Raw genomic sequence first — 1804 nt, forward strand, 5'->3', positions numbered from 1 at the left:
TGCCGACGCCGGTCACGACGTTCACCTCGTCCTCGGAACGGCGCAGGGCCCCCTGCTGCCCGAGGTCGGAGCCCACGTCCGCATCGTCGAGCTGCACGCGGCGAACATGCTTGCAGCGGTACGCCCGCTCGCGAACTACCTCCGGACCGCCCGCCCCGCCGCCCTCCTCGCCACGCTCCGGAACGCCAACCTCGCCGCCGTCGCCGCGCGGTCGCTCGCCCGAACCCCGTGCACGCTCGTGCTGCGGGAGGCGAACACGCTGAGCGAACCGCTCCAACGTCGGTTCTCCCTCAAGCTCGCGACCTACCGTCGCCTGATGCGCCGCCTCTACCCCGCCGCCACGCACCTCGTCGCCAACTCGGAGGGGTCCGCCCAGGACCTGTCCGACGTGTCCGGCGTTCCCCTCGAACGGATCGCCGTGCTCCCCAATCCCATCGACGTCGCCACCCTCGACGCCCGCGCCGGGGAACCCATGCACCCCCCACCGCCCTTCGGGGATCGCTCGACCCATGCCCGCATCGTCGCGATGGGGCGCCTCACCGAACAAAAGGGGTTCGACGTCCTCCTCGACGCCTTCGCCGAGCTCGTGGGGCGACGCCCCGCTACCCTCGCGCTCCTGGGGGAGGGCGACGAACGCGAAGCCCTACGCGCGAGGGCGGAACGCCACGGCGTCGGCCACCTCGTGTGGATGCCGGGGTTCGTGCCGAACCCGTACCCGTACCTCCGGAACGCGGACGTCTTCGCCCTCGCGTCGCGCTGGGAGGGGTCCCCGAACGTCGTCAGCGAAGCGCTGGCCTTGGGCGTTCCAGTCGCCGCCACCGATTGCCCCCACGGACCCCGCGAACTGCTGCGCGACGGTGCGCTCGGTGCGCTCGCCGCCGTCGACGACGCACCCGCGCTCGCAAAGGCGATCGAACGGACGCTCGACCGTCCGCCCGACCCCGGCGCCCTCCGCGACGCGGCGCGCGGGCAGGATGCGTCGGTCATCGTCCGCCGCTACGAGGCGCTCCTCGCGCCCGCCGTGGAGCCGCACCCCCACGCCGAGCGCGGCACGCCGGCGGGGGGCTCGCCGACGTGAGCGCCCCCGTGGCACGACTTCGAGCGGCGTGGCGGGAGCGCACGTTCCTCCGTCACCTCGGAATCCTGATGTCCGGTACGGCGCTCGCTCAGGTCGCGTCGCTCCTCGCGGCGCCCCTCCTGACGCGCCTGTACAGCGCGGCCGACTTCGGGACGTTCGGGGTGTTCCTCAGCATCGCCGCCATCCTCGGGGTCGTCGCGGGCGCTCGCCTGGAGTTGACCCTCGCCCTCCCCGACGATGCGGCGGTCGCGGCGAACCTCCTCGCCGTCAATCTGGTCGCCATCGCCGCGATCGCCGGCCTCACGACCCTCCTTCTTCTCGCGTTCGACACCGCCCTCGTGGCGTGGGTGAACGACCCCAGGATCGCGCCGTGGATCCCGTGGATTCCGGTCTCGGTGGCCCTCATCGGGATCTTCCAGGCGTTCACCTACCAATCGATTCGCGGCGAGCGGTTCGGCGTGCTCGCCGGCGCTCGGATCACGCGGACGTTGACGACGGTGTCGCTCCAAAGCCTCCTCGGGGTCCTTTCGGGAGGCGTCGTCGGCCTCGTCGGCGGCCACCTGACGGGCCAGACGATCGGCGCCCTGACGCTGTTCCTCCGCTCCGTCCGGCCGACGACCCGGGCGTTGCGGCGCCACGTGACCCTCGCGTCGATGCGCGATGCGGCCCGCGATCACCTCGACTTCGTGCGGTTCGGCGCCCCGCAAGCGCTGCTGAACTCCGTAT

The 1804-nt window shown here is 72.6% G+C and carries 2 protein-coding genes; both read left to right on the plus strand.

The window, feature by feature from the left end; translation table 11 throughout:
* Window positions 1-1078 (plus strand): glycosyltransferase (locus RI554_11420; protein ID MDR9392624.1); only part of this gene is annotated, 1078 nt, incomplete at its 5' end.
* A gap of 8 nt (window positions 1079-1086) precedes the next feature.
* A partial coding sequence (locus RI554_11425) for a hypothetical protein (protein MDR9392625.1) occupies window positions 1087-1804 on the plus strand: 718 nt, incomplete at its 3' end.

It is taken from the genome of Trueperaceae bacterium, assembly GCA_031581195.1.
Taxonomy (GTDB): domain Bacteria; phylum Deinococcota; class Deinococci; order Deinococcales; family Trueperaceae; genus SLSQ01.